5 protein-coding genes are annotated in these 3969 nt (G+C 65.9%); all 5 read right to left on the bottom strand.

Annotated features, from left to right (window positions below; genetic code table 11):
* Positions 1 to 644 (bottom strand): electron transfer flavoprotein subunit alpha/FixB family protein (locus ACILRA_RS20790; RefSeq protein ID WP_395663959.1); only part of this gene is annotated, 644 nt, incomplete at its 3' end.
* Positions 644 to 1390 (bottom strand): electron transfer flavoprotein subunit beta/FixA family protein, encoded by a 747-nt coding sequence (locus ACILRA_RS20785; protein ID WP_395663958.1) that lies wholly within the window; start codon positions 1388 to 1390, stop codon positions 644 to 646. The genes ACILRA_RS20785 and ACILRA_RS20790, both read right to left, overlap by 1 nt.
* A 124-nt stretch (positions 1391 to 1514) precedes the next feature.
* Positions 1515 to 2204, bottom strand: a complete 690-nt coding sequence (locus tag ACILRA_RS20780; protein ID WP_395663957.1) for a rhomboid family intramembrane serine protease — start codon at positions 2202 to 2204, stop codon at positions 1515 to 1517.
* A gap of 6 nt (positions 2205 to 2210) precedes the next feature.
* A complete protein-coding gene (locus ACILRA_RS20775) occupies positions 2211 to 2804 on the bottom strand; it encodes a cob(I)yrinic acid a,c-diamide adenosyltransferase (protein ID WP_395663956.1) in 594 nt (197 codons plus the stop codon).
* A gap of 33 nt (positions 2805 to 2837) precedes the next feature.
* Positions 2838 to 3969: ABC transporter permease (locus ACILRA_RS20770; protein ID WP_395663955.1), on the bottom strand; the 1132-nt coding region annotated here is incomplete at its 5' end.

Here is a 3969-nt window from a genome sequence, read left to right as displayed (position 1 = left end):
ACCGATTCGAGCAGCTTGAAGTTCTCGCCGTTCTGCATGCCGCGGCCGCCGGAGACCACGATCTTCGCCGAGGTCAGTTCCGGGCGGTCCGACTTCGAGAGGTTCTCGCCCTTATAGGCCGAGAGGCCCGGGTCGGCTGGTGCGTCCACCTTGACGACATCCGCCGATCCGCCTTCGCCCGCCGCCGCAAAGGAGGCGGTGCGCACGGTGATGACCTTCTTGGCATCCATCGACTGCACGGTCTGCACGGCGTTACCGGCATAGATCAGGCGCACGAAAGTGTCGGGTGCCTTCACTTCGGAAATGTCAGAAATCTGCATCACGTCGAGCAGGGCGGCGACGCGCGGCATGAAGTTCTTGCCATTGCCGGTTGCGGGCGTGACGAGGTGGTCGTAGGCGCCGCTGAGCGCCACGACCAGGGCCGCCATCGGCTCCGCCAGCGGGCGCTCGAGCGATGCCGACTCGACGTGCAGCACCTTGGTGACGCCGTGAAGCTTCGCAGCCTGCGCCGCAGCCCCTGCGGCATTGTTGCCGGCGACCAGCACATGCACATCCCCGCCCATCTGGGCAGCGGCGGTCAGCGCCTTGTGAGTGGCGTCCTTGATGGAGGTATTGTCGTGTTCGGCGATGAGGAGGACGGCCATCAGAGTGCTCCTGCTTCCTTGAGTTTGGCTACGAGCTCGGCGGGCGAGCCAACCTTGATGCCGGCCAGGCGCTTCGGCGGCTCCTCGGTCTTGACGACCTTCAGGCGGGGCGCGGTGTCCACGCCGAAGTCGGCGGGCGTCTTCTCGTCCAGCGGCTTCTTCTTCGCCTTCATGATATTGGGCAGCGAGGCATAGCGCGGCTGGTTGAGGCGGAGGTCGGTGGTGACGACTGCCGGCAGCTTCACCGTCAGCATCTGCAGGCCGCCATCGATCTCGCGCGTGATCTGCGCCTCGCCCGGACCGGGTTCGAGCTTGGAGGTGAAGGTCGCCTGCGGCCAGCCCAGAAGGGCTGCCAGCATCTGGCCGGTCTGGTTGCAGTCGTCGTCGATCGCCTGCTTGCCGAGGATGACGATTTCGGGGCCCTCAGCTGCAACGATGCCCTTCAGGATTTTGGCAACCGCCAGCGGCTCTACCAGGTCGTCCGTCTTGACCAGGATCGCGCGGTCCGCACCCATGGCGAGCGCCGTGCGCAGCGTCTCCTGGGCCTGGGCCGGGCCGATGGACACCGCCACCACTTCCGTCGCCTTGCCGGATTCCTTGAGGCGCACCGCCTCCTCGACGCCGATTTCGTCGAAGGGATTCATCGACATTTTCACATTGGCCAGTTCGACACCCGAACCGTCGGCCTTCACGCGGATCTTGACGTTATAGTCAACGACCCGCTTCACAGCGACCAGAACTTTCATCTTGTTCCCCGATATGGCGGTCTTCAAAAAGTGGCCGGACCCTAGTGAGGGGAACCCCTCAAGTCAATTCCGCCAACGCCGCTTGGGAGCCGAATGCGACGCTTTCCGGTACCGCTCTCAGGGCTCAGGCGCCAAGCCGCATCCACAGTCTCCGGCGGATCGCATAGGTGATCGCCGCGCCGGCGATGAAGCCGCCGACATGGGCCCCCCAGGCGATCTGGGTCTCAGCACTCTGCGTCATCCACCAGGAGACCAGCTGCAGGACGAACCAGCCGCCCAGCACCCAGAGCGCGCTGATCCGCAGTGGAATGCGCGCCGCCAGCAGGATCCAGACGCGCGCCTTCGGGAACAGCACCAGATAGGCCCCCAGCACACCGGACACCGCGCCGGATGCGCCCACCAGCGGGGCGCCTGACCCGGGCATCACCAGAACATGGGCCAGTGCTGCAACCACGCCGCAGAACAGGAAGAGCAAGGCGAAGGCGACATGGCCATAGGCATCCTCGATGTTGTCGGCGAAGACCCAGAGGAACAGCATGTTGGAGATCAGGTGCCACCAGCTGCCATGCAGGAACTGGTAGCTGATGAGGGTGAAGGGCTCGGGCACCGGGTCATAGCCCAGGATGGGCGGCATCATGCCGGTGACTTCGCCCGGCACCACGCCCCACAGGGCCGCCGTCGCGGCGAGCGAGGATTCCGTCCTGAACGCGCCCGTCATGAGATAGACCGCCACCTCCAGCAGGATGATGGCGATGGTGACGGCCTGGAAGCGGATGATCTTCAGCGGTGTCGAATCGTGAAGAGGGATGAACATCGGTCGTCAGCCCTGGCGCGTTTTGCCCGGCACCCACAGCACGTCGCCCGCGCCCGAATGCGCATTGGCCCACCGGCTGGCCACGAAGAAGAAATCGGACAGCCGGTTGATGTAGGCGATGGCGCCTTCGCTCACATGCTCGCCCGCGTGTGAGGCGAGTTCGACCACCAGCCGCTCGGCCCTGCGGCAGACGGTACGCGTGATGTGAAGCTGTGCGGCCGCCGGGTGGCCACCCGGCAGCACGAAGGAGCGGAGCGGGGAAAGCTCGCCGTTGAGCTCGTCGATCTCCGCCTCGATCCGCTCATACTGCTTGGGCAGGATGCGCAGGGGCTCGTATCCCAGGTCCTTGCCCGTCTCCGGAACGCAGAGATCCGCACCGAGGTCGAACAACTCGTTCTGGATGCGCGCCAGCATCTGGTCCAGCTTCAGCATGTCAGACGTGCCCGTGTGCAGGCGCACGACGCCCAGCGTGGCGTTGGTCTCGTCGACCGTGCCATAGGCCTGGATCCGGAGATGCGCCTTGGAGACGCGTTCGCCGGAGCCGAGTGCGGTTTCCCCGGCATCGCCGGTGCGGGTGTAGATGCGATTGAGAACGACCATGTTTCCCTGACTATCCGGAAGCGGTTGCGATTTCTACTCGTTTCTGAGGAATGGCGCGGGCTTCGCCGAAAGCGCAGTCCACGTCACCGCCAGCCCGGCGGCGATCGTCACCAGCATGGCGATCAGCGCCGTCGCCACCGCCGTCACGGCCGAGAAGCTCCACGGCAGCTCGAGGATGAAGCGGGCCAGGAACCATGAGGCGAGCGACCCCACCGCCAGCCCGAAGGCGGCGGCCGCCAGTCCCAGCCCGGCATATTCGATGACGAAGGCCCCGACCAGCTGCCGCTTGGAGGCGCCATAGGTCTTGAGCACCACCGCCTCGTAGAGCCGTTCGGAAAGCCCCGCCGCCAGCGCCCCGGCCAGCACCAGAACGCCGGTGAACAGCGTCAGCACATTCGCGCCGCGGATGGCCATCAGCATCTGCTCCAGAAGCTTGCTCACGATGTCGATCGCATCCTTCACCCGCACCGCCGTGACGGACGGGTAGGCCCGCGCCATCCGGTTCAGCAGCTGCGCCTCGTCACCGCCGTCCATCTCGACCGTCACGATATGGCTGTGGGGCGCGCCCTTCAGCGTGTTGGGCGAAAACACCATCACGAAGTTGATGCCGAGGCTCCGCCAGTTCACCTGCCGGAGATTGGCCACTTTCGCCGTGATCTCGCGGCCCAGCACATTGACGGTGATCTCGTCGCCGATCCCGACGCCGATCCCTTGCGCGATCTCGTCGACGAGGGACACGAGCGGCGGGCCGTCGTAGCCTGCGGGCCACCAGTCGCCCGTCACGAGCCGCGAGCCCTCGGGAAGCGTTTCCGCATAGGTGAGGCCGCGGTCGCCGCGCAGCGCCCAGTTCGACTCGGGCGAGGCCTTGACCTCAGCCGCTGGAACGCCCTTCACGGCGACGACGCGGCCCCGCAGCATGGGCGAGTTGTTGACATGGGTGACGCCCTTCTCCTGCCCCACGGCATCCTTGAACTGGGCAAGCTCATTATTGCGCACGTCGAGGAAGAAGAAGGCCGGCGCCTTCTCCGGAATGCCGGAGCGGAGTTCGGAGGAGATCGAGCGGTCGGTCAGCGCCAGCGTCACGAACAGCGTGAGCCCGAGGCCGAGCGCCAGGATCACGGAGGCTGCCGCCGAGCCTGGCCGGTGGATGTTGCCGATGGCATAG

The organism is Aestuariivirga sp. (assembly GCF_044239095.1).
In the GTDB taxonomy this organism is placed as follows: Bacteria; Pseudomonadota; Alphaproteobacteria; order Rhizobiales; family Aestuariivirgaceae; genus Aestuariivirga.
This window is presented reverse-complemented; position numbering and strand designations above follow the sequence as displayed.